15 protein-coding genes are annotated in these 24,486 nt (G+C 44.3%); 8 read left to right on the forward strand and 7 right to left on the reverse strand.

Annotated features, from left to right (window positions below):
• Positions 1 to 7: 7 nt before the first annotated feature.
• On the forward strand, positions 8 to 739 hold the full coding sequence (locus tag ACSLUR_RS09950; RefSeq protein WP_448554379.1) for a class I SAM-dependent methyltransferase: 732 nt from the start codon (positions 8 to 10) through the stop codon (positions 737 to 739).
• A 72-nt stretch (positions 740 to 811) separates the two neighbouring features.
• Here ACSLUR_RS09950 and ACSLUR_RS09955 read toward each other — a convergent pair whose 3' ends face one another.
• Positions 812 to 2,770, reverse strand: coding sequence for a methyl-accepting chemotaxis protein (locus tag ACSLUR_RS09955; protein WP_448554102.1), 1,959 nt, complete (start codon positions 2,768 to 2,770; stop codon positions 812 to 814).
• A gap of 529 nt (positions 2,771 to 3,299) precedes the next feature.
• Here ACSLUR_RS09955 and ACSLUR_RS09960 point away from each other — a divergent pair.
• The 4 genes from ACSLUR_RS09960 to ACSLUR_RS09975 all read left to right on the forward strand — a co-directional run bounded on the left by ACSLUR_RS09960 (position 3,300) and on the right by ACSLUR_RS09975 (position 8,008).
• A complete protein-coding gene (locus ACSLUR_RS09960) occupies positions 3,300 to 5,255 on the forward strand; it encodes a methyl-accepting chemotaxis protein (protein WP_448554104.1) in 1,956 nt (651 codons plus the stop codon).
• A 262-nt stretch (positions 5,256 to 5,517) separates the two neighbouring features.
• Positions 5,518 to 5,994 carry a peroxiredoxin gene (locus tag ACSLUR_RS09965; RefSeq protein WP_448554106.1) on the forward strand — a complete coding sequence of 159 codons (477 nt, stop codon included), beginning with the start codon at positions 5,518 to 5,520 and terminating at the stop codon, positions 5,992 to 5,994.
• 141 nt (positions 5,995 to 6,135) lie between these two features.
• Entirely contained in the window at positions 6,136 to 6,666 is a 531-nt protein-coding gene (gene ftnA / locus ACSLUR_RS09970) for a non-heme ferritin (protein WP_116002144.1), read from the forward strand.
• 142 nt (positions 6,667 to 6,808) lie between these two features.
• Positions 6,809 to 8,008 (forward strand): BaiN/RdsA family NAD(P)/FAD-dependent oxidoreductase, encoded by a 1,200-nt coding sequence (locus ACSLUR_RS09975; RefSeq protein ID WP_448554381.1) that lies wholly within the window; start codon positions 6,809 to 6,811, stop codon positions 8,006 to 8,008.
• A gap of 79 nt (positions 8,009 to 8,087) precedes the next feature.
• Here ACSLUR_RS09975 and ACSLUR_RS09980 read toward each other — a convergent pair whose 3' ends face one another.
• Positions 8,088 to 10,079 (reverse strand): serine hydrolase, encoded by a 1,992-nt coding sequence (locus tag ACSLUR_RS09980; RefSeq protein WP_448554109.1) that lies wholly within the window; start codon positions 10,077 to 10,079, stop codon positions 8,088 to 8,090.
• A 223-nt stretch (positions 10,080 to 10,302) separates the two neighbouring features.
• Here ACSLUR_RS09980 and ACSLUR_RS09985 point away from each other — a divergent pair, with 223 nt between their 5' ends.
• Positions 10,303 to 12,387 carry a winged helix-turn-helix domain-containing protein gene (locus ACSLUR_RS09985; RefSeq protein WP_448554111.1) on the forward strand — a complete coding sequence of 695 codons (2,085 nt, stop codon included), beginning with the start codon at positions 10,303 to 10,305 and terminating at the stop codon, positions 12,385 to 12,387.
• A gap of 88 nt (positions 12,388 to 12,475) precedes the next feature.
• Here the strand turns inward: ACSLUR_RS09985 and ACSLUR_RS09990 are convergent, their stop codons facing one another.
• The 3 genes from ACSLUR_RS09990 to ACSLUR_RS10000 form a co-directional block, all read right to left on the reverse strand.
• The gene (locus ACSLUR_RS09990) at positions 12,476 to 17,788 is read right to left on the reverse strand and encodes a DNA repair ATPase (RefSeq protein ID WP_448554113.1); all 5,313 of its coding nucleotides are present in this window, start codon (positions 17,786 to 17,788) and stop codon (positions 12,476 to 12,478) included.
• A gap of 153 nt (positions 17,789 to 17,941) precedes the next feature.
• Positions 17,942 to 19,915 (reverse strand): flotillin family protein, encoded by a 1,974-nt coding sequence (locus ACSLUR_RS09995; RefSeq protein WP_448554114.1) that lies wholly within the window; start codon positions 19,913 to 19,915, stop codon positions 17,942 to 17,944.
• Between the two features lie 90 nt (positions 19,916 to 20,005).
• Positions 20,006 to 20,635 carry a DUF1449 domain-containing protein gene (locus ACSLUR_RS10000; RefSeq protein ID WP_448554115.1) on the reverse strand — a complete coding sequence of 210 codons (630 nt, stop codon included), beginning with the start codon at positions 20,633 to 20,635 and terminating at the stop codon, positions 20,006 to 20,008.
• A 247-nt stretch (positions 20,636 to 20,882) separates the two neighbouring features.
• On the opposite strand from ACSLUR_RS10000, the gene ACSLUR_RS10005 reads away from it, so the two are divergent.
• Positions 20,883 to 21,431 carry a zf-TFIIB domain-containing protein gene (locus ACSLUR_RS10005; protein WP_448554116.1) on the forward strand — a complete coding sequence of 183 codons (549 nt, stop codon included), beginning with the start codon at positions 20,883 to 20,885 and terminating at the stop codon, positions 21,429 to 21,431.
• An 18-nt stretch (positions 21,432 to 21,449) separates the two neighbouring features.
• Positions 21,450 to 21,869 carry a hypothetical protein gene (locus tag ACSLUR_RS10010; RefSeq protein WP_448554118.1) on the forward strand — a complete coding sequence of 140 codons (420 nt, stop codon included), beginning with the start codon at positions 21,450 to 21,452 and terminating at the stop codon, positions 21,867 to 21,869.
• A 106-nt stretch (positions 21,870 to 21,975) separates the two neighbouring features.
• Here the strand turns inward: ACSLUR_RS10010 and msbA are convergent, their stop codons facing one another.
• Positions 21,976 to 23,754, reverse strand: coding sequence for a lipid A export permease/ATP-binding protein MsbA (gene msbA, locus ACSLUR_RS10015; protein ID WP_448554120.1), 1,779 nt, complete (start codon positions 23,752 to 23,754; stop codon positions 21,976 to 21,978).
• A gap of 145 nt (positions 23,755 to 23,899) precedes the next feature.
• A complete protein-coding gene (locus ACSLUR_RS10020) occupies positions 23,900 to 24,298 on the reverse strand; it encodes an acyl-CoA thioesterase (RefSeq protein ID WP_116002147.1) in 399 nt (132 codons plus the stop codon).
• Positions 24,299 to 24,486: the final 188 nt, after the last annotated feature.

Genomic DNA, 24,486 nt, shown 5'->3' on the forward strand with positions numbered 1-24,486 from the left:
CAAACAAATTGCTCAGCGCTGGCACTTTAATTATATCGGCGATATCGCCGCAGCAACCAACTTTGCTGAGCTTGCCTTTGTGCTGCAAGTGAACGATCAAGTGCTTGAATTAGTGAAGTTAGATGAACCTAAGCTCGCCCCTATTAAAGTTGACTTTGTTGACGGCGCAGTTGGTCATCGCCGTAAATTTGGTGGTGGTCGAGGTCAAGATATTGCCAAGGCTGTTGGCCTAAAACATGGTTTTAATCCACATGTGTTAGACGCTACTGCGGGTCTTGGTCGCGACGCCTTTGTACTTGCTGCGCTCGGTTGCAAAGTCACGCTGGTAGAGCGCAACCCTGTGGTCGCCGCTTTGCTGGAAGACGGGCTGGCACGCGCACAACTCAATGCTGACATCAGTGAAATAGCCGAGCGCATGACACTGATTCACCAATCGTCTACGCAAGACATGCCACAACTCGATGATATTGATGTGGTCTACCTTGACCCTATGTATCCGCACAAGGAAAAGTCGGCGCAAGTGAAAAAAGAAATGCGCGTATTCCAACACTTAGTCGGTGCCGATCTCGATGCCGACCAACTACTCGCACCAGCGTTAGCACTAGCGGAATACCGAGTGGTGGTGAAACGCCCTAGCTATGCGGATTACTTAGCCAATCAAAAACCTTCAACCGAAGTAAAAATGAAGAAAAATCGCTTCGACATATACGTCAATAAAGGAATTCCCAAACCGGCATAACTGCTCAACGTGTTGCTGGTTTTCATAGGCAGCAACACGTTATCTATGCTTAGCTTACAATGTAAACTTGTATTAGACCGTAAACTTGGTGGTCAAACTCGCTAAATCAGTGGATAGCGCCGTTAAACGGTTACCATTGCTACCCGCTTGCGACGAAATTTGTGCCGCTTCACCAGCCGCTTCCTTTATCGTTACCATATTTTGACTGATATCTTGCGCAACTACCTGCTGCTCTTCAGCCGCGGCAGCAATTTGCGTATTTAGCGCACTGATCGCATCAACAGACTCGGTAATATCATCAAATGCAGTTTTCGCGTCGTTTGTGAATTCCACTGTTTGTTTTGACTTTTCAAGACTGATATTCATGTCTTTAGCAACGCCTTGCGTCATGGTACGCAATTTATCGAGTTGCTCGCTAATTTCTTCCGTTGATTCATGCGTTCGGCGCGACAATGCTCTTACTTCATCAGCAACTACAGCAAAACCTCGTCCTTGCTCGCCAGCCCTCGCCGCTTCAATAGCTGCATTAAGCGCAAGTAAATTGGTTTGTTCCGCAATACTTCTGATCACTTCAAGTATTGATGTTATATTTTCGCTTTCTTGATCAAGCTGCTCGATGTTTTGCGCTGACTGCTCAGTCAGCTGGCTTAAAGTTTCAACACTGCTTACCGTTTGCTGAATAAGTTGCTGGCCAGACAGTGCTGAGTTTTTAGTGTTGATGGCAGAATCAGCGGCATTGGCGCAACTAGTCGCCACTTCATTAGCACTACCCGCCATTTGGTCAATTGCTGTAACTGACAGGGCAAGCGAGTCTAACTGATACTCAATGGCTTTATTTAAGCTATTCGATAATTGTGCGCTTTGCCCTGCAGAACGATTAACCTCAATTGAACCGCCATTAATGGCTTTGACTAACTCGGCAATTGAGCCTAAAAAGCCATTGAAACTCTCGGCCAACTTGCCTGTTTCATCTTTGCTAGTTGTCGCTAAGCGATAAGTTAAATCCCCACCGTCTTTAGACACCATCGCTAGGCCTTCTGTCACTTGACGAATTGGGTTTAAAATAAGCTTTGCCAAATAAACACTTAACATTAAAAATATCATTAGTAGTACTAAGCTAATAATAATGATGTTAATGGCCATTTGGTTGGCATTCGCGAGTACCTCATCTTTTTCCATAAAGCTAACGAACTTCCAGCCAAGTTCATCCGAGGTATAAATATTCGTCAGGTAGGTTGTGCCATCAATATCAAATTCAAACTGGCCTTCATTATTGTTCGCAAATACTGCATATTTGCCATCTTCAATAGCAGAAATCGGTTTGAAGTTATGTTCAGGGTACTTAGCATCAACCAAAACACTACCTGTGTTTTCAATCAGCATTAAATAGCCACTTTCACCCACTTTGATTTTCTTCACAATATGGGTCAGCTCTTTTAGCGAAACATCCATACCGATAACACCGAGCACCTCTCCTTGGTTAACAATCGTTTTCACCGTCGATACCAATACAGTGTCATCAGGCTCCCAATAATAGGCATTGGCACGCGCGGTTTGATTGTTTGCATCTACCCCCGTTTGATACCAAGGTCGTGGTCTTGGGTCGTAATTTGCTGCTATTTCTCCTTGCGGCCATTGCAGATACCCCGATTGCTCCGTACCTAGGTAAATATATGAAATACCATCGTGATAATCGCCAAATTGCTCAAAAAGATTGAATACCGCTCGCTCCGCTTCATTACTCGATTTTGGTGTCATTCGAGTTGCAGCTGAATTTTTTAGATATGAGGTAATGCTAGGAATTGCTTCCTTGATTGCAGGCTGTTCAGTTAAGTAGGTTACATTCTTTTCAATTTCATGAAAAAACATGCGAATTGCATTGTCGACTTGCTTCACCTCTCGGTGATTGGCAGTGCCGAAGTCTTGATAAGCTTGATCGATGGTTTGATTAATCACTACCACTGAAATAATCAATATGGGTAAGGTTATGGTGGCAATAAAGGCTGCAATTAGCTTTTGTGATAAGGTCATATACTTCTCGGACTATGAATAAATGCTCAATAGTCTGCAACGTCACGTTAAAACTCCGCTGTTGCAGAAACTTCGTAACCTTAGATGCCAACCTGTTGTGATTTATGTCGAGTTAGGTGCTTAATCAATTTGGCGGTGCCAAAGCATTTGATTAGTGGATGCTAGAAGGGACTCGTTGTGGTTAATTACAATAATGTTTGGCATTAGATATGGCACTCAATTTTAGTGAAGTTCACCACACGCAAACATACCAATTAACACTTTAAAACAAATTAGCTCTTTAATATTAACAAGCACTTAACACAGAAAAAACAGTCTTACTCAAGACCGCTGCAATCCAGCTTAAAAAAAAGATTACAAATCCAATCTGCAATCAGAGTAATTGGTTTTTCTGCCACTCTAAAGTTTTATTAACAAGCCACTAACAAAATCATTACTGAGCAAAAAACGAGCTGTAACAAAAATGTCATATTAGATCGTTAACATCCGCCGCGACTAAATATATTCGGCCAGTTGAGAGATTTAAACAGTGCGAGTTTCAACGTTTTCACGTTCATCGGTAGTTGCCATTAGCAGCTTTGCCATCATATTTTTGCTGGCAATGTATCAAGTCGGCAACACGCTAAAAACCAATCGACTACTGCTCGCTGAATACCAAAATTTAAAGTCGTTAACGACCGTCGATTTTTATCGAACTATCGCTAGCTATTTGCAGTCTGGCGATGCGAGTTTACTAAATACTGCGGAAAGTTTGTTAGATCAAATCAATACCAGTGCAGAGCAGTTATCAATTACTGATTTAGGCGCTACTGTTTCTGAAAAAACGACTGAACTTAAACAAAACATTGCCGACACTTACCGCCCACTCGGCAAACTAAGCGGTGACCCGATGGCGCTTTTACGCAACAACGAGCAAGGGATCTCGTCGCTAAATAGCAGCCTTGCAAATTATGCACGCCAATCGAATGAGCTAAGTAGCGACCAGCGATTAGACTACCTTGCCACCACCAACAATATTGCCTCTGCGTTGACCAGCGTTATCAATGTTCGTAGTAAAGTATTTGCTAGCGAAAGTGTAAATTCCTCACTGCTTAACCAGCCGTTATCTGAGCTGAATAGCCTGGCTGGAAAGCTCGCTAATTTTCCATTGCTTGGTATTGTTGAAGCAGGTGATGAAGACGAATTAGGCGATGATGACGACTTATTGCTTGACGATGAAGAAGAGGCAACAGATTTAAGTGAAGAAGCGCTTGATGAATTGCGCTCGTTAGTGGGCCGCTATCGTAGCGAGCTAAACAACACAATTTCACAGCAACAACAGCGCCAACAAGGTTTAGCCTTGCTGAATGCTGACGTATCAGCCATCGAGAAAATTATCCTTGAAGGTGAAGCGATTATCCTAGCTGAGCAAAAGAGCATTAACGATCGCATTACCTGGGTTGTAATTTTACTGATGTCGATACTGGTCGTCTTTTTAGCGGCAAATTACTGGTTAACCCGCACCGTTGTATTAAACCCGCTGCGCCGCTTACGTGACAGTTTTGTCACCTTAGTGAATGAAGGCCGTGTTGATTTGATTGAAGGTATTCCTGAAAAAACCGAGCTAGGGCAAATTTCTAGCAGCTTCAATAAAATGGTGACGCAACTAGCGGAAGAAGATAAGCAAAAAGCGAAACAGCTTGGTTTAGTATCAACCGCCATGCAAACCATGGAAACACAGGCACAAACCATATTAAATTCATCTTCAAGTACCAGTGCTCATTTAGCAGCCGTAGATGAAATTATGGCGGCGCTATCGCAAGTCACTGAACATGTAAATTCATTGTCGCAACAAGTGGTTGATAATGCACAAGCGAGCCAACAGGCGCTAACAGACAGCCAACAAAAGGTTGATGAAGCACTCGCCGCCAGCGAGCAAACTAGCCTTGCCGCGCAAGCAGGAAAAGAAGCGATTGAATCACTTGGTCAGTCAGTAGAGAGCGTTGGTACCATTGTCGATGTGATCAGCTCCATTGCCGATCAAACCAACTTATTAGCGTTAAACGCTGCCATTGAAGCGGCGCGCGCCGGTGAACATGGGCGTGGTTTCTCGGTGGTTGCCGACGAAGTACGCCAACTTGCCGGTAAAACGCAAGAATCCCTTAAACAAGTGAGCGATCGTTTAGATCAGTTAAACCACGATAGCAAAGCGCTGGAAACCAATATTTTTGATATTGAAGCAGCGTCTAGTCGACAGCGTGAAATTTCAGACGCCTTGAATGAAAACACTGCCAACGTGCTCAACCAAGCAAGCGCATCGGCGGGGGTCGCCGCCGACTCGCTAGAGCAGATTAATCAACAGCGCCAGCACTTCGCTGAATTTGAGCAAGCAATGGAAAGTGTCCGTGGTGAAGTTACTCACTCTCGCGTACTTGCTGAGACAATTTCAAGCGATGTGGCGACCCAAGTTGTAGATATAAGTGCCACGTTAAAGTTAGTGTCGTAGACAAACTAGACGCCGAATGGCGAATAGAGACAAGCAAATAAGCCTCTAATACTTTAGAATAAGTGTTAGAGGTTTTTTTATGGCTAAATCACTTTGTAAGTGGAAAAAAAAGGATATTGAGAAAAATATCCATGAGTTGATCCACATTGTTGATAAACCCCGTTTTATCTGTAAAGACTGCGCCCGTAGTGCGCATGACAAAGGCTTTTTGTGTAAGCCAATCAAGCTAAAATAACAATTCATTCATACGAGAAAGCAACAAATGACTATTGCCCTTAACGACAAGATGCCAAGCGGCCAAATACAAGAACTTAAAGATGGTGAAATGATCAGCCACGCTACAGATGAACTTTTTTCTAACAAGAAAGTTGTGCTGTTTGCCGTACCTGGCGCGTTCACACCAACCTGCTCGGCTGCTCACTTACCCGGTTATGTTGTTAATGCTGACGAATTTAAAGCCAAAGGTGTAGATTTAATTGCTTGTCTTTCAGTCAACGACGCCTTTGTCATGAATGCATGGGGCGCAGCACAAAACGCAGAGCATATTGCTATGTTGGCTGATGGTGACGGCAGTTATACCAAAGCCCTTGGCCTTGAAATGGAAACTGGCACCTTTGGTGGCCTTCGTTCTCAACGTTACGCCATGGTGATCGAAAATGGCACAGTAACACTGTTAAATGTTGAAAAACCTAAAGAATTTGAAGTGTCAAAAGCAGAAGCTGTGCTTTCTGCACTGTAAATATTACACGTTGAGTGCATAACAGAAGATAAACAATAACCATTATCACTTTGTATCCATTTGTTTTTATTGGTTTTTATTTGTCTTCATCAAAAGTTTTTGGCACAATGCCGCCATTATTAACGCTGTGAGGTTGTTCCTATGTTGAAGCCGGAAATGGTTAAAGAGCTTAACCAACAAATTAATTTAGAGTTTTACTCATCAAATATGTACCTACAAATGAGTGCTTGGTGTGAAGACCAAGGCTTTGAAGGAGCGGCAGAGTTCATGCGCAAGCACGCGCTTGAAGAAATGGACCATATGAACCGTTTATTCACTTACGTGAGTGAAACAGGTGCATTACCAATTCTAGGTGCGATTGAAGCGCCACCACACGAATTCAGTTCACTTGCAGATGTGTTCGAGCAAACCTATAAGCACGAATGCCATATCACTGAGCAAATTAACGCACTTGCTCACAAAGCTTTCACCACGCAAGACTACTCAACGTTTAACTTCTTGCAATGGTATGTGGCTGAGCAACACGAAGAAGAAACCTTATTCAAGAGCGTGCTAGATAAAATCAATCTTGTGGGTCACGATGGCCACGCGTTGTTCTTCGTTGATAAAGATTTGGCTGAAATGGCAAAATCTGGCGGCAACGGCAGCGTAATGACGGATACTGGCGCTTAACGAGCTGCTGCCGACAGCGCATAGTAAAAAGCGCATGACAAAAAAATAACAGGGGCCTTTACTTTTTATAAGTAATAGCCCCTTTTTTGTGAACTCACTATAATAGCGGCTTTATGCAGTTTTAGAGTCAAAGTCCATGTCAATAGTCCAAACAGATGTTTTAGTTATCGGCGCAGGTGCCGCAGGCCTTATGTGCGCAGCTACCGCCGGCTATCGCGGAAAATCTGTGACTGTTGTGGACATGGGTAAAAAACCTGGCCGTAAAATTCTGATCAGTGGTGGTGGCCGCTGTAATTTTACTAACGAAAATGCGCGCCCCGAAAACTACCTTTGCCAGAATCCACATTTCGTTAAATCAGCACTTAGTCGCTACAGCGCACAAGACTTTATCGAATTAGTTGACCGCCATGGCCTTGCCTATCACCACAAAACTTTAGGTCAGCTATTTTGCGATGATAGCGCACAAGATATCGTTGATATTTTGATGACCGAATGTGACTGGGCAGGTGTGAAGATAGCACTACGCAGCGAAGTATTATCGGTGACGCCTTTATCTGAGGACGAAAGCGAACAAGGCTACCACGTCGTTACCTCAGGTGAAACTTATCAATGCCAGTCTTTGGTTATCGCTTCTGGTGGCTTAACCATGCCGAAATTAGGCGCAACACCCATCGGCTATAAAATTGCTGAACAATTTAGTCTAAACGTTTTACCAACCATGGCGGCACTGGTGCCATTTACCCTGCACGATCACGACAAACAACGCTTTGATGGCTTGTCAGGCATTAGTTTGCCAACAGTTGCCACCGCTGAAGATGGCACTCAATTTCGTGAGAATATTTTATTTACGCATCGCGGCTTATCAGGGCCAGCAATACTGCAAATTTCATCATTTTGGCGGGCAGGGCAGGCAGTCACCATCGACTTATTACCTGACAGCCCAATAGCAGAGCTTGTCAGAGAATGGCGTCAAAACAGCCCTCAAAAATCACTAAAAAACTTGCTAACCACTGTGCTTCCAAAGCGCCTAGTAGAAGCTATGGTGAATAACAAAGAGCTGACCGACAAAGTAATCAGCCAACTCAGCAATGAAGAAGTGACTTACTTGCAGCAATACCTGCACCACTGGCAAATCAAACCTAACGGCACCGAAGGATACCGCACCGCTGAAGTCACCCTTGGCGGGGTTGATACCGACGAACTCAGCTCAAAAACCTTTGAAGCAAAGAATGCCAAAGGCTTGTTTTTTATCGGCGAAGTGATTGACGTGACGGGTTGGCTAGGGGGCTACAACTTCCAATTTGCGTGGAGCTCTGGGGTTGCTTGTGGGCAAGCGGTTTAAACTGTCCATCGACAAAAAGACAATACCAACCGCTCAAAATTGCACTTGGTATTGTCATCATTAACACTAGCTTTACTAACTAATCTGCAAATGCTGGGATAACGGTATCGGTAATTTGCGCCATGATTTTATCGTCTCGATCATGGCCAGTAATGGCGATAACTAACCCTAGCTCTGCGACCACAATAACGCGCTGTCCACCACCACCCCATGCCAAATTGGTAACATAGGTTTTGCCCTTCACTTGCACTGGTGTGGTGTACCAGAAATAACCGTAGCGATATTCCTCTGGAATAAAGTCTTCAGGTGGATTGGCAAAAGCGCTCGTTGCCTTCGCTAAATAGTCAGCAGAAACAAACGGTTTTCCCTGCCACTTGCCTTGATTGGCCACTACCAAGCCTAATTTGACCATATCACGTGACGTTAAGCTAATCTTCCAACCTGCTTGGGGTAGGCCACTAATATGTGTACTCCAATGATAATTCGCAATATTTAACTTATCTAACACTTCGGTTTTTATGAAGTATTTAGCACCCTTTGGTGTTACCGCATCAATCACAGCCATAACGAGCATGGGGTTGTAGTTACCGTATTTGTAGACTTGGGTTTCATCGGTTATTGGTGCACTGTTTTCTAGTAACGCTTGAACCAGTTTTTGACCCTGAAGCTGATCGGGCGACTTTTCTAATTCCTGCCATTTTTCCTCATCAATGGTTAAACCACCGTGCATAGTGAGCGCTTTGTGTAAGGTAATTTTCTCAGCGCCTGTAACTAGTTCGCTTTTATCTATTTCATTTAAAAAGCTGATGATTGGCTTATCAAGATCAGCCATAGACAAGTAACCTAGCTGAATCGCGCGGCCAACCAACAAGCTTGTGTAGCCTTTGGTTGCAGAGGCTTGCGGATGGGCCAGATTGTAACGCCCTCTTTGCTGATAACTTTCAAAAACCAAGGCATTATTATGGGCGATTAACAGGCTGTCGTAATTGCCATGTTTAACGGCTCCTATTTCTTTTGCTAGCTGAACAATCGCTTTGGTCTTGTCTTCCGTCACGGCCAGCTTCCTTACCGCTAAGCTGCTATCTGAAGATGATGGCGCCGTATCGAAAAACGCATTTTTAAGCGCTGGAATATCCCTAAATGAGCCAACAGCTTGTGCGGCTGTTCCGCGCGGTGCACTATTAGCATGATATTGTTTGATATGAGCAGGTTTTAGTTTTTCGATGACCTTGGCATCAACCCAAAAGGTATCTACATTGTCATCATCCACACTGCGGTTGAAGAATAAATATTTACCATCAGGCGAGACTTGTGCGGCAAATTCAGAAACCTCACTGTTAATGTTCTCGTTAAATTTAATCGCCTCGCCCCAAGTGCCATCAGGCTCTTTAAAACTGATGAATAAGTCTGAATTTCTGTCATCACTGCCTCGTTGACCATCCCAAACAACATAGCTTTCATCAGGGGCAATAAACGGGTGTGCATTCCATAAACCTGTGTTGATATGCTTAGGGAATGGTTTGGGTGCCAAGCGTTTGCCATTTTCTAGTGTAGAATAACGCAGCACTCCCTCTTTTTCGGCAACATCGAATGCTATGGTACCGTTTAACGAAGCGGTCACGCGCATAATCCTGAACTCTTCAAAATCAGGGCCTAGCCTTTGCATTTCAGACCAACCTGAATCTGTTCGAGTTTTAAAGCTACGACCAAAAAACATCGTTTTGTTATCAGGCGAAAGTGTCGGCGTTCCTACCCTTTTGGAAATAACACGTTCCCGCCATTTATCATCGTTTTGTTCAAAAACGATAAATTCTTGATGCGGTTTATTGTCTTTCATAACTTCTCGAACAAAGTACATTTCATCCAAGCGTGGCGAGAAAACAACACCGTATTCCCACCCCTCGGTGGTGACAATGCCGGGCGCAAAAACTTCTGGTGTTAACCCCGGTGCTGTTTGGCCAAGATATGGGCCAGTTATTGAAGCCTGCACATCCCCAGCTTTTGACAGTGCATTACCGCTAAAACTTGCCACTAGCGCTAATGCCAATAAATTTTTAAAAGTTACCTTCATGATTGCTCTCCCTCTTTGCCAAATAGCATTTCTTCAAAGCGTTTGGATCGTTGTTCAAGATCCTTATTTTGTTTGCATATAAAAGTTGAGTATTAAGCTGCCAGCTCAGAGCCTGAAGCACATGAAAAAAACCTGACGTTTAGCTGATTTCTCTGTTTTCAGCTTTATTTTGTGAGTGTGTACGGTAAGATTTGAGCAGAATTACCAAGGAATGAATTTTTTTATGGCCACGCAGTTTTGGGTTAACAACTACTTTATCGATGTCAGTCGAAACCAAATAAAGCATCAACAACAAGCCACTCAAATTCCTCCTAAAGCATTAAAAGTACTAGAGGTGTTAGCGAGCCGAGCCGGTGAAGTCGTCAGCCATGATGAGCTTATGGATTTAGTGTGGGAGAGCAGCGTCGTTGGCCCCAATACCTTGCAACGTGCCATTGCCCAGTTGCGTAAAGCATTCGGTGATGACAGCAAACAACAAGCATTTATTAAAACTCATGCAAAAAAGGGCTACAGCTTAGAAGCGAATGTGCGTTGGGAAACCAATAACAGTGAGAAAACGCCTGTTCGTGAACCAGAGTCAAACAAATCACTCACCTATCGGTATGCTTTGGCGGCATTGGCGAGTGTAGCTTTACTTGTTGTCATGCTATTTCCGTCAGAGCAAGCCATTTTTGATCGCGTTACGCCACTCACAGCCAGTGACGAACAAGAATTCAATGCCGCCTATTCCCCTGACGGAAGGTATTTAGTTTTCAACCGTTATGTTGGCCAATGCATTAGTCACTTATGGGCTAAAGATTTAACCAACAACCAAGAAGAGCGTTTAAGCACAGAGCCTGGGCATTATAGCCAGCTAAGTTGGTCGTCGGGTGGTTCTCAGTTAGCGTTTATCTTGCAATCTGATTGCACTGATGATCTTGAAAATACGCAACAATGTTGGCAATTACAGACGCTAGATTTTGCTGAAGCTTGGAATGGCAATGCTAAAAATCTATTGCGTTACAACTGTGCCAATATAAAAACAACGCACCCTACTTGGCTCAATGATGGCCGAATAGCGATGCTGCAATATCCAACACCTAGCAGTAATCAACCGACATTAGTTATCTATGATGCTGTTGCGGATGAACTCACTAACGTACCAACAAGTGGCAATGACCGAATATATTCACTGGATTATTCTTACCGCTTAGATCGATTGGCAACCGTATCTATCAGTGATGACCATGTGCATATATTGCGAACCTTATCTGTTGACGGGGTAATAAAGAGCGAAGCACAAGTATCACCACAAGAGAGTTATTCTTCAGATGCTCGCTTTCCAATTGACTTTTCGCCTGACGGTAAGCATTTTTTGACGCATCTTGATGGGCAAATATATCGCTTAGGTATCGACGGCGACTTGACCTTAGTGCACCCTGCAAGCCATTCCGGACTTTGGAATCCCAGTTATCACCCGAGCCAAGAAAAGTTTGCCGCTACCTTTGGTATTAAAGACTTTGATATTGGCTACCTTTCCCTAGAAAGCAAAGAAGAGGCAGATATACAGGCTTTTTCTCGCTCCACTTCTGTTGATATCAATGCAAAGTTTCAACCTAATGGCGAGCTCATCACCTTTATCTCGCACCGCTCTGGCAAACGCCAGCTATGGGTAGTTGATGGCACTAGCACCTACCAACTGACACAATTTGAACAAGGACTGAGAAGTAGCCGATACAGTTGGTCACCTGACGGGCAAACCCTAGCCGTTAATGTAAACAACCAAATTGCATTAGTTGGCTTAGATGGTAGCTATCGGCTGATTGAATCACCGATAGCGGTGAGCGTGTTAATGCCTTGGACGACCCCTGACACTCTGCTGGTAACAGATAACCGAACTGAAAAGCAGCGATTGTTTGCTATTGATATCAATAGCGGTGAAGCCATCGATTTAGCGCAAGAGCAAATTTTATGGGCAGCCTACTATCAAGAAGATCAATTGCTTTACCTGAATAGCCAAGGCCAAGCCATACTGCGTTCTGGTTCAGACTCGGGCTCTGGCTCTGGCTCTGGTTCAAATATTCAACCGCTTAACATATTGATCAACAAGTTGTTTGACGATTATTTATTGTTAAAAGGGGACTCGCTTTACGGTATTAGCTCGCAAGCAGAGCTTTGGCGTTACGATTTAACATTAAATCAGCTAACAACCATTGCTAACCTTGATAAAGATATTCTTTATGTAACCGATATTCGAAATGATGAAATACTGGCGAGCAAGTTCATTGGCGGCAGACGAGAGTTAGTTGAATTTAGTCAGCCTAAGTAGGAAAGGCGACACTATAGACTGTAAATGGATTGCTTATTGCAATTATTGGGGCAGATAACTCGGCCCCATCAAACTGAAAAAATGCATTCTAATCCGTATTCAATTTGTCTTTTTCGCTCTCTTTTTCACTTATTATTTCTCGACTAATCCCTTGCAATCGCGTTTCTTTTGAAGGCTTTTCATATCTAGGTGCAGACGAAATGTTCAGATGCTGCAAGGTATCAATCAGCTGCGCATCCAAGGTTTTATTGCTTTGCAGCGCTTCCACCAGCGGGGTAAAGAAGTTTGCCATTTGCTGGTTAAAGGTGTCGAGTATTTGCGGCAGTTCTTCACTAACATTTGCACTCGGCTGGTTTTGGGCACAGGGCTGTTCATCATGCTTAGGCTGTTCAACATTAACTTGCAACTTAAGCTTAGCCAGCGTGTCGTTAAGCTTTTCTAGCCCATCAGATTTAGGTTGTTGCAGCACCTCACCAATCTGGTTTAAACCTTTTTGTAGCAGCGATATTTGGCTGGCAATGGCGGCGACAGGGTTGTCGTTATCACCCAAGTTTTGGTGGCGCACAAAGTCTTCTTTAATTTGCTGCCAACGAGCTTGCTGTTCATCGGTTTGAATGCCGCGCAGCTCAGCAAGTTTCAGCAAATTCTCTTCCGCGCCCACTGTCAGTGTTTGCGCTTCACCGCGATAGTGATCGGCAATCAGCTGCTCGATTTCTTCGTCGGTCATTACTGGCACCACTTTTTCCGCCATTTTGTTCATATTTCGGTAGCTACCTTGCAGTTTAAACGGCGGCTCAGTGCGGTATTTATCGTCTTGAGCGGCAGAAGCAATATATTGCTCGTTGGCTTTAAGCACGGTTTGCTGAATTTTGCGAATGCGCTGAATAACCGCGACTATTTCATTGATTTCCGCTTGGGAATAACCGTGTTTTAGCTCAGTTGAGGCGATTTGCTCACCATCCGCCATACGCACCAGCTTGTATAAATCGTCCATTTCACGGGTAGCAAGCGGGGCAATGTATGAATTGCTAGTTAGCGAGTTTTCAATAAAGCTCAGCGAGAATTCGTGTTCACGACCGCTCAGGGTATCACCCAAGTTATAAATATCGGCACGGTTGGCAAGCATGTCAGGAATGGTAAATGCCTCGCCTGATTCGGTGTAAGGGTTACCTGCCATGACCACGGCAAATTTCTTGCCACGCATATCGTAGGTTTTGCTTTCGCCATTCCAAACGCCATCGACTTTTCGCGAGCCATCACATAGCGATATAAACTTCTGTAAAAACTCTGGGTTGGTATGCTGAATATCATCGAGATACAGCATGACATTGTTGCCCATCTCAAAAGCGAGGTTAATTTTTTCGATTTCGCTTTTTGCCGTGGAGTTATTTGCTTGTGCAGGATCGAGCGAGATTTGGTCGTGACCAATCGACGGGCAGTTAATTTTAACAAAGGTCATGCCCAATTTACTGGCAACGTATTCAATTAGCGTTGTTTTACCATAGCCCGGTGGTGAGATTAGCAATAACAAGCCCATCAGATCTGAGCGTTTGTTATTACCTGCCGCGCCAATTTGTTTCGCGAGGTTGGCACCAATAATTGGGAAATACACATCGTTGATCAGCTTGTTACGCACAAATGAAGAGAGCGCACTCGGTTTGAATTCATCCAGTCGCAAACGATCGCGCTGAGTTGCCAGTACCGACTGTTTCTGTTGATGAAACGCGGTAAAGGCTGGCACATCAATCGTCACAAACTGGCGCAAGCGACTAATAAACTCTTGATAATTAATCGCTAATTGGCGATCGCTGATATTGGCATGCTGCCCGAGCAAACCCTCAACCACCGCATCGGTTTGTGCGCTTGAGCCGTAAAAAGAACCAGAAAGCTCGGCATTTACATCAAGCAGCGATTGGCTGGTAAGCAACGTTTGACTAGTAAGTATCAAAGCCGCTTCAATTAATTCATCCTGACTGACTTCAAGCGCTTGATGATCAGCAAAAGATTGCAGCCACGCCAAGTGCAGCTGATATTGCTGCTCGACAGTTGCACAGCCTGAAAGCGCATCATTGATTTGCTGCGTTAAGCTTTTGTGTTTTAGTGTGGTTTGCAATTGCTTAACCAGCGCTAAGCTCGTTTCTTTTACCACAAAACACGGTTTAGCGTTTGCCAGCTCTTGCACTAAATAGCTCGCCGCTAATTGAGTATCAGCGCGCAGCCATGCATGGTTTTCAATAAATTGGCTTAGGGCGTTTGCGATTTCTTCGCTTAGCTGCTTGCTTAATTGACTGCCGCCAAAGGTTGATGCCATTAAATGCAAATTGTGGCAGCGCTGGATAAGGTCTTGTTGCGCCTCTGACGTTAGGTTTGTCAGGAAATACAAGACCGCTAATCGACGCTCAGGCGCAGGAATCGCCAGCAAGCCAATTGACGCTTTTAACGATAATAACTGGGTGAGAATTAACGCCGCATCAGCATCGTGCACGCCTTTGTCGTAACCTTCTTGGTAGCGAGGCTCTGCCGCCTTGCGCACGATATCCACTAACGTGCCATCTTTAGCTGCTGCCGATAAGCGCTCCACTTCACTTGTGCCACTGGCTTCGGCGTCAAATAAAATAGACGCGGCTAAATATTCAGCGCGATACACTTTGGCAGATTCGGAAATTAGCCCTTGCTCCCACAGATATTCAGTGCCTGCAAAGTCTGTTTTGGGCAGGTTTTCAAAATATTCGGTACCGCTAATGTGCACCACCATGCTGTTGTCGCGTGGCAGTAAGGTGAGTTCCAGCTTTTGTTTGTTAACAGTAAATTGATGCTCGCCAATTTTTACCAAGCTACCATCGGCTGAGTAAATATCGGTTTTATCGCGCAGTGAGCGAATACCTTGGTCTTTGGCGTTTTTAAGCTGGGCTTCAATATCGTCAGCGCGGACATGATCGTCTAATTCACGCAATTGTTCGACTAGCTGCCTAAGTTTGGTAACCATAGGGTCGGCAGCAAAAAAGCTATTGAGTTGGTCTTGCTCGTTAAACGATTGGCTGCGGCGCACTATGCCTTCAATAATGCGGTCGGCTGCGGTCATAAGGTTTAAGCAACGGCGCTGCACCGCATCCATTAACTGTTGCTTGTGCTGCTCAAAGTTGTCGTAAATTTCATCGCGCTTGGCGAGTATTTCTTGGTAAAACTCGTCGTAGTCGCTAAATTGGCTTTCTAGCTCCTCCAGTTGGACAAGAATTTGCGACAGTTGCTGGTCGCAAGCGGCGGGCGTGTCGGCGGCGCTCAAACCACTGGTGACACTTTGCCCTAGCAGCTTAAAACGGGCACCAAACTCTGCGCGCGCCTCTTCACTGCCAACATTTTTAGCCGCGAGATCGGCACCTGCTTTCACCCGATTAATTTGGCTAAACACACCAGAAATATCTTCTAAAATTCGCGTACGTTGGCGGCTGTCTTCAATTTCCAGCGACAACATGGTGTGATTTAGCAATTCTAAACCACTGACAAGCTCTTCAATTGCTTGGCGAATAGGCTTTAGCGCTGTGATTGATTCACTTGCTTCCACCGCCGCTTCTAGTTCGGCAATTTGTTGTTGATAGGGCGCTAATGCTTGGTCTTGTTGCAAAAAGTCAGCGGTTGCTTGGCTCACTGCTTTCGTTAGCTCATCAAGCTGCGCTTCCATGTCGTCAATTTCTTCCACACCAACATAGCGCAGTTCTTTGTGGGAAATAAGCTCCCCTTTAAATTGCGCAAGCTGGGCAAGGTTATCAACAAATTGCTTAGCAGTTTCAAAGTTAGACGAGCTGTTAGCCGCAGTGAGTTCTGCTAATTTTTCACGCGCTTGGCTCATGGTTGCATCAGAATTTGCCTTGATGCTGGCGACCTTTTCAAACTCGTCTAGTACCAGCTCTGACGTGGTGACTACCTGTTTTAGTAACTCGTTAAGGCTAGCGAGCTGGGCATCATCAAGCCAGTGGTATTTATCGAATAATTGTTTGGATTCTTTGACCAAATCATTGAAGTGCTGGGCGCTTGGCTCAGCCACTGAAATCAGCTTCACAACACTATATAAATCAGAAACGCCGCGCACTAACTCAGGATTGCCGATTTTGCCAAAAAAGCTGTTGTCGGCTGGCTGATTACTGGCGTGCTCCTCGCTGCAAAATGGTGTTTGCCATATCTGCATGGCATGTACGCGCGAAGGCTCAGCTTCGGCGCTAAAAACCACAGTGCGACCATCGTGATACAAACTTTGCCCATGACCATAAATAGGGTTTTGCAAGGTGCGGGTGATCAGGTTGTAGCCAAACAGCGCATATTGCCCTTCGTTTGACTCATAGAATATATAGAGATAGTCTTCACCGTTTGGTGATTTTACGACGCGGTGCAGTTGTAAATCGTCAGCGTTATCGTCAAAGCTTTTGTTTTCGCCGTTTTGCAGATAATAGCCGCCGGGAAAGATAATGCCGTGATCTTCAGGAAGTTGAATACAGGCGTGCTCGATGGCGTCTTGGCGCAATACCTCTTGAGTTTTTCCGTTGTAAATTAAGTGCCTGGTTTGCTGTTCGCGGTAAGGCTTAATTTTCAGCAGAATAAGTTCGCCAACTTTCGCGTATTGAATGTCGGCATCATCGAGCGACTGATGTTCATCTTCGACCGGCTCAGCATAAATTCCTTTGCCATCTTCAGTGTTGTTTTCAACTTTTAAGGTGATCGAGCCGCCAATCGCTTCAACAAACAAGGTATCAAACAAGTTAAAGTGGGGATGCTTACCTTGTTCTTGTTGCTCACGAGTGACTTTGTGCCATTCAAAATCAAAATTTTCCGGTTGTTTTACCTCGCGCTCGCCGCGATTATCGATGTAAGTGACTTGCTCATTGGCATCAATCGCCCATTGGAACACTCGAATATCATCTAGTCGTTCACCAATGCGAAATACCGCAAATAACTTGCTGCCCTGACGGTAAATATGGGTGAGGTAGGTTTTCTTGTAGTAGGTATACAGCTCTTCAAAATCGCGAACAAAGTCAGGGTGTTCCAAAAAGCTGCCTGCCATGGGGATATCGACAATATCGTATTCGCCATTGTTTTCTTCTATTCGGTGTAGGCTAAAGACATCGGCAATGGTGATATTGCGTTTTAGCCCCAAGAAAACATTGTAGCCAAACAGTAAAGTGTCACCAATTGCTGCGATATCTCTGGCGGTGCAATTATGCTCGGTACGCACTCTTACCCGCGCTTGCACTTTCATGTCGGTGGCGCCAAAGGTGGCAATGCGCTCGTCGTTGAGCTGCTTAATTTGGCTACTCAGGTCGCTGCCTAATGCTGTTAAACGACGCTGAATGAGTTCGTATGAGCCACCTTCTGCAACCGCTTGGTTAGTGACGCTTTCCTTATCTGTCATGAAATACTCCATGGTGCTGGCTGTCAGCTAATTCTGTAATTAGCCGACTCAATGGCTTAGCCATACCTATGTAAAAAAGAACTATGTAAAAATGCGATTGAATCTACCTGCCAATCGCCCAACACAGTATTAACTTGTGTTGCCTTTTATTAGCTACGAAGACGATTTACCGTTTAAATTTAACAAACTTGCCAATGCGCCTTTTTGCGCATCATCTGCATTGTTAAGCGACGATAATAGCTTTGCCATATTGATATTTTTAATGGTTTCACTCGATTCTGCCGCGCCAGACAACACGCCTTTCAAGTCTTCCATAAAGTTGCGATCGCCATTTAATTGCTCTTTAAACAGGGCTTGCACGGTATCGCTTTCATTGACTAAACCATCAAGCGATTTCCCCACAGTGATCGACTTCATAAACTGGCGTAAGAAGTCGCCGTCGCCGCCCATTATATTGATATCAGCTTCGCTTAGTGCCGTACCTAACACTTCTGCTTGCTTCTCGGCTAAATCAACACTGTTGTCTAATTTCGCCAGGGTTAATTCACGCTCTTGGTTAAGGCGTAAACCGAAGGTTTCAAATTCACGTGCCTCCTCAGACATGGCATTGAGCACTTCTTGTTTCTCGCGTAAACCGGTTGCTTCCGCCATTGCTTTTTCTTGAATACCTTTGGCTTCAGCAGTGAGTTTCAGCTCAAGCGATTTCGCCTCAGCTTCACCTTGGCGCTCATTTGCCTCGGCATTGGCAAGCGTAACTTGTGCTTCTGCTAAGCCAAGTGATGCTGCTTCAGCTTGTTCACCCTCAGCAAGAATTTTCTTCGATTCGGCTTGTTTGCTCGCCGCCTTTAACTCGGCATCTGCAATAGTCTGCATTTTTCTGGCGGTGTGCTCAGCCGCTTGCTCTTGTGCTTTCGCCGCTTCAATGTCTTTCACTAACGCTTCTTCGGCTTCTGCTTGTGCTTTGATCACTTGCTCTTCTTTAGCGCGATTCGCTTCTGAGACTACGCGTAAGTCTTTAATGCGCTCTTCTTCTTCGGCAACATTTTTCTCTACCGCAATACGCTCGCGCTGCACTTCAGCAATGTTCTTACGTTCAATTTCCAATGCTTTTTCTTTATCGATACGCAGTGTTTCCACTTCTTTTTCGCGATCGATCGATTCAATTTGGCGAGCACGGGTGACTTTTTCTTCTTCAATTGCCACCGCTCTGAGGCGATTTTGCTCGGCAATATCACCTTCGCGTTGTTTGTTTTGCTCGGCAACCACCACTTTTTGCTCGGTATCGATACGCGCTTGTTCTGATTTAGCACGTTCTTCTTCAACAATTTTCGCTGTTTCCGCTTCTTCGCGAGCTCTAACCGTGGCAATTTCACGGGCTTGTTTCGCTTCGGCATCGGCTAATTGGCGCTCTAGCTCAAGGCGTTTTTCTTCGGCATCAATATCTTGGCGTTTAATGCGAATTTCTTCTTGGCGTTTTAAGTCGTTCGTTTCCACACTTTGCTGCGCGGTTAATTCGGTGATGCGGCGAATACCTTCGGCATCCATAATATTGTTCGGATCTAAATCATTAATCGAGGTTTGCTCAAGGAAGTCGATAGCCACATCTTCCAGTACATAGCCCGATAAGTCTTGACCAATCACTTCTTTGATTTTGTCACGGAAAATATCGCGCTGGGTAAATAGCTCAGTAAAGTTCAGCTGCTTACCAACGGTTTTTAGCGCTTCTGAGAACTTGGCTTCAAATAGCTCTTGCAGAGTTTCAGGGTAAGAAGAACGATCACAGCCCACTTGCTTGGCAACGCGCAGAATATCTTCTTTGGTTTCGTTAACGCGAATATAGAAGGTGATAATGATGTCGGCGCGAATATTGTCTTGGCAAATCAACCCAGAGCGACCTTTGCGCTCAAGCACCATGCGCTTGGTTGAAATATCCATCACTTCTTTTTTATGGATAACAGGGATCACCATGCCACCTGTGGTGCTGATCTCAGGCTCAGCTCTTAACTTGTTGATGATCAGCGCCTGACCTTGTTCTACTTTGATGTAAAACTTGGCGACCATAATGAGTAGTGAAAAGACGAAAAGTACGCCAATTCCAATCGCTAGATAGAGTGGTTCCATTACCATGTGTAGTTCCTCTTATTTAAATCACGTGCAAGTTGTGAAAATTTTTCTTGTCTGGTTGTTCTTCTCTAGTTTTGAACAAATTCAAAATGTTTAATTGGGGTAGGGGGCAACGATATAGGCATGGCTGTCGTTTAAGTATTCAATCACCAGCACTTTTTCACCCATTGCCAAGGTGTGTTCAGGTGCGCAGCGCACATCCAGTAAAATTTCCGCGCCGTCATTAAACACACGGGCTTGACCAAATGTCTCACTCACTTTGCTGGTGGCAATAATGGCTTCTTTTCCCACTAGATGATCACTTTTGGCGGTTTCAACGCTTTTAAACATGCCTTTGAGAGGGCGAATAATCACGGCAGTAGCAGGTAATGACAGGAAAAACACAACCACAGCACTGATTAAGCCGCCCAAGTAAAATAGCCAGTCACTTGGCAGCCAAGTTAATAAATAATATTGCAGGTAGACACTCACCAACCAGCAAACGAGCGCGATAATGCTGATCACTAAAGTGAACGGAATGCCTGTTAAACCAAAGGTGAGCAGTAATCCGGTTAAACCGCCAACACTGGTAACTGAAGCATCTGCATCCATATCAACGTCACCGCCAAGATCTAAATCGACTAGCCCAAGCAAACCGACAATCCAATAGACAACAACAATGCCAAGTAACACAGAAAAGATAACAGTGGGGAATTGCGAAGAAGTGGTTAACAACTGTTCCATGTTTCGTCCTTAAAAAGTAGTCGCTAGTCAAACACTCGCGAATCCTAGATGCATTTAATTACTATAGGAGGTTGACATAATATGTCAACCTCCTATAGTAATTTACGACTTTATAACATATAAATTAACCTACAAACTATCGGTATTTAAGAAGTCAGAGCGTAATTTGTTGATGATCAACTTCTCAACTTTACGATACAAATTAAATTATATTTATCAATTTATTAGATGGGATAAGGAAGTCATTATGAAATGTACCTGCTGTAAACAAGGCGAATTAAAACCCAGCTTCATTGAGGGTTTGTTTAGAGCTCACACTTGCACGAACTGCAGTGGTAATTGGGTTTTAATTGAAGACTATGTCGCGTGGAAAGAACGTAATCCACAATTTACATTCGACAATAACGCAAAGGTAGCCGTTGATGAAACAAGTGAAGCACTGTTGTGTCCGATGACTGGGACAATCATGCGTAAACTGCGTCTTGCAGCAAACACAGAGCATCGTATTGATTACAGCGCCAGTGTTGGCGGTGTTTGGCTGGACAAGGGAGAATGGGAGCTACTCAAAGAGCATGGACTTGCAGGTTCCTTAAATGCGATTCTCACTGCTCATTGGCAACGCAATATACGTCTTGATAGCACTAAAGATAACTTTACTGAAATCTATAAAGACAAGTTTGGCGAAGAGAATTACGATAAGGTAAAAGCATTAAGAGAATGGCTATACCAACAACCGAATAAAGCAGATTTACGAGCCTACCTTTTAGCAGAAGATCCATATTCAGCAGAAAAATAACAATAAGGGAAGTTTATTATGCGCGGAGCAGGTGGCACTTCAGGTGGACTAGGGCAGTTTTTTATTGGTCTAATAATGATGTGTGGTGGCTTTTATATGCTGTTAAATGCCATTACCGTTTCTTCAAGCTTTGGTATGGGCATGCGCTTATACAGCTTTTCAGCCATGGGTAGCAATTACAGTGTGACCAGTGGGATGATTATGATCCCCTTTATGTTCGGCGTTGGTCTTATCTTTTATAACGGGCGTAACATTTTAGGCTGGATACTCGCGATAGGTTCAATCACAGGATTAATTTTCGGTGTGATTTCCTCATTACGCTTTTCTTTCCGTACCATGAGCTCTTTCGACCTGATTGTTATTCTGGTGCTTGCTGTTGGCGGCTTAGGGCTATTTTTACGCTCGCTAAAAGCGCTTGATGAACGCCTGCCAGATTGAACATTAATGACAGTAGATAAAGTGGACTTGAGCGAATATTCAATTTTGAAAACAAAAGGCTAGCAATTTCGCTAGCCTTTTACGTTTTTTAAGCTGGGTTTGTTAGTTATTGAGCAAACTGAAACTTATGTAGCTGCGCGTAAGCACCATCTTGCGCTAGTAACGCTTCGTGATTGCCTTGCTCAATCACTTTACCCTGATCGATCACCAAAATATTGGTGGCACTTTCAATCGTCGATAAACGGTGAGCGATAATGATTGATGTGCGTTGCTGTTGCAGTTCGGTCAAAGCATCCTGAATATGGCGCTCAGATTCAGTATCTAGCGCACTGGTGGCTTCATCTAAAATCAAGAAAGGTGCATCACATAACAATGCTCTAGCAATTGCCACGCGTTGACGTTGACCACCTGATAGCAGGGCGCCATTGTCACCAATATTGGTGTCTAAGCCTTGTGGCAATTTGTCGGCAAATTCCAATACGTGAGCTTTCTTTGCGGCGGCAATGATTTCTTCGCGGCTTGCGTCAGGCTTGGCATAAGCAATATTGTTGGCAAGCGAGTCGTTAAATAGCACAACTTGTTGAGATACATAAGCAAATTGGCGACGTAGCGATTTAATCGTCAGTGTCGAGATATCGGTATCGTCAATTAAAATTTCGCCTTTTTGCGCTTGATAGAACCTTAATAACAACGACGTTAACGTCGATTTACCGCTACCAGAGCGGCCCACCAAAGCAATTGTTTCGCCGGTATTGGCGTGAAAGCTGATATTGTCGAGCGTTAGCTTTTCTTCATTCTGGTATGCGAAGCTAACATTGCGAACGGTTAACGCACCTTGCGATTGCTCAAGCACCTTATCACCAGTTTCTTGCTCTGGTTGCTTATCGAGCAGTTCAAAAATACTGCTACTCGCCGCCATTCCGCGCTGGAATTCGTTGTTCACATTAGTGAGCAGTTTCAGTGGCCTCAATAGCATGGTCATATAAGTCACTACGCCCATAAATACACCGGGCGTTAAGCTGTCAACAAAGCCATCAAGGGTGGCCACATACAGTACAAAGGCTAAAGCGAAGGACGCAATAATTTGAATAATTGGCACACTGGCAGACTTAGCGGTGACCATTTTCATCCGCTGCTGGCGATTGTGCTTATTAATTTGGTAGAAGCGATCGTTTTCACGCTCTTGGCCATCAAACGTGATAACAACCTTGTGTCCGTTAAACGTTTGCTCTGCAGCGCTGGTCACTTCACCCATGGCGTTTTGAATATTTTTGCTGATCTTGCGAAAACGCTTAGACACTATGGTCACAATCACCGCGATAATTGGCGTGATCACTAAGAAAATCGCCGATAACTGCCAACTTTCCCAAAACATTAGGAATAGTAAGCCAATTACAAAGCCGCCTTGCTGAACCAGCGTCAATAATGACTTGCTCACCGCTTGTAACACTTGCTCCGTGTCAAACGTTAACTTGGAAATTAACGTACCCGTAGACGTGCTATCGTGAAAGGCAACAGGCATTGCCATAACATGCTTAAAAATTTTCTGGCGCAAGTCAGCAACCACATTGTTGCCAACCCAAGCTAAACAATAATTGCTTAAGAAGTGGAAAGTGCCGCGCAAAATAAAGCAGACAATCACAAACAGCGGGGCCCACTTCATAAACTCTGGGTTTTTGCCCGTTAAACCTTCATCGATCAGCGCAGGCAATTTAGATAAGAAGTAAACATCAATTGAGGCATAGCCAAGCATACAAAAGATCGCGAAAAACGATGCTGCTCGGTAAGGAAACGCATGGCGAATCAAGCGCTTAAAATTAAGCCAAGTGTTTAACTCGGTTACGTGTTGTTCGGCTGGCGATACTTCTTTGGAGCCATTTCCCATGGATTAAATTCTCGTGTCTTGCGTATGCAATCTAGCTGAAATAATAACTTAGCGCTGATAGAAAGCGTTCTGCGCTGAAATTTTGCTAATTATATACAAAGTTTATGGGCATTGGCATGACTGTATAAGATTCTCGTCAATGTGATTAGTCTTCTGGTAAACAGCCGTGAGGGATCGGCTTCATGGTTTCAGGGTCAACACAGACAAAAGTCACATCGTGCACTTCACAGATAACACAATGAGTTGATTTATTGCGCACTAGCACATCAACCGTGATTGAGGTACGACCAAGGTTCTTGGTTTTCATCCCAAATTCGATGATATTGCCTTTGAAAGCGGGCGCACGAAAATTAATTTCGCCAAATCGAGCCGTTACCATGGTCATATCATCTTGGTTACCTAATTGGCACTTGGCGTATATGTAAATTTCTTCGTCTATCCACGCCAACATAGTGCCACCAAACAAGGTGTCATTGTGATTAAGGTTGCCGGTTTGCACTAAACGGCGACCGAAAAAGGCCCAATCTTGCGAGGCTGATGTCATTCGTTATACCTATCAGTAGAGTGTTGAAGCTAAGTTTATCACGCTCGGCCTGTAATCAGGCGATATGTCGCAGAAAAACCACCAAAGTAAACCAAGGTGCCCTAGATCAATCTCTCGCTAAAATATATCGGCAAAAGCTGATTTTAACTAAGGCTTGCAGTACACTAGCGTCAACTTGAAAAGGTAAA

The organism is Thalassotalea montiporae (genome assembly GCF_053485855.1).